The 1,406-nt window shown below is 29.9% G+C and carries 1 protein-coding gene and 1 pseudogene; one reads left to right on the top strand and one right to left on the bottom strand.

Annotation, left to right across the window (positions count from 1 at the left end; genetic code table 11):
- Positions 1-879 (bottom strand): PP-loop family protein (locus AC30RD_RS09305; RefSeq protein WP_489494261.1); only part of this gene is annotated, 879 nt, incomplete at its 3' end.
- Between the two features lie 40 nt (positions 880-919).
- Here AC30RD_RS09305 and AC30RD_RS09300 point away from each other — a divergent pair.
- A pseudogene (locus AC30RD_RS09300) lies at positions 920-1,406 on the top strand (hypothetical protein); the annotation flags it as partial.

The raw sequence follows: 1,406 nt of genomic DNA, 5'->3' as shown, positions 1-1,406 counted from the left end.
TTTTACCTTCTTCTCAAAATATTTATAATCTTTTAATAGTCTTGATAGTGAATCTCCAAAAGATACTATCATATATTTTATATTTGGATTTTTCTTCTCTAATTCTGAAAGTATAAACTTAAGACTATATCTAGGATTATTTCTCACATATGGACATTCTCTCTCTAACATTGGTATATTCATCAGATATGCATATATTGCAATTTCCTCCTCTCTAATATATCTTAGAGGTTTTACACGAGGTATGAAGTATTCAACATCTTCACCTGTTATAGCTCCAAACCATTTAAATCTCTTTAAATCATTAGAAAACACGTTTAGTAGTACTGTCTGTGCTTCATCATCCAGATTATGTGCTGTGACAACTTTTGTTAAACCTTCTCTATGTGCAATCTCGTTAATAGCTCTTCTTCTAAAAACTCCACATATAGTACACATATTCACATTTTCACCTTTAATTCTCAATTTCTCATATACTTCAGATACAGATACTCCTAATAACTCACTAATTCTATATACTCTATATTCAACACCATACTTTCTACATATATCTTCAATATATTGAACTCTAGTTAACTTATACTTACTATACTCCAACTCTTCATCTACTGTAAATACTAAAATTCTCTTTATATTTCTGATAGGTGGTTTATTAATATTTTTAAAAAATAGGTTTAGCAGTACAAGACTATCCTTACCACCACTTACTGCAATACCAACACTATCATCATTATTAAACATCTCATAATCTCTTATAGTTCTTAAAAACTTATCTTCTATAGATTTTATAAAACATTGTTTACATAATGCTTCTCCTGAAGACTGTCTAAGATAGAATGCTATTCTCTTACCACATCGTGTACATTTGACTTCAAACATCTTGCATATATACTACAAATCTTCTAGATATACCATACGTATGTATGTTGAAGTTGTTAGAGGTATTGGAGGTATTAGATATGTGAAGATTATTGAAATTGCAGAACTTAGAGATCCAAGACTTAACTTTTCAATTAGAGAGTATGTGATTGAGAGAAGAAGAGATCCACTTACAGGTAGGTGGTGTAGAATAAATGTTGAAAGAGCTCTAAGAGAGAGGAAGGTTGATGAGAAAGAAATTGAGGAGTGTGTAGATAAGATATTTAAAGAGACTTACAATACCTGCGTCTTCTGCAGAGATAGAGTTGAGAGTTTAACTCCAAAATTTGTAGATAATACAAGAATAAGATTTGGAAAGGTAATAATAACTCCAAACCTATACCCATTTGCTGATACACATGTAATTGGTATAATAGATCCAGATAGGCATGAAATAGATATTTCAGATATATGTGAATATCTTGAAGATATAATACACTCATGTATAGAATATTTTAAGAAATTAGGGAAAGACTATAAATACCACT

Source organism: Nitrosophilus sp., from assembly GCF_982775275.1.
This window is presented reverse-complemented; position numbering and strand designations above follow the sequence as displayed.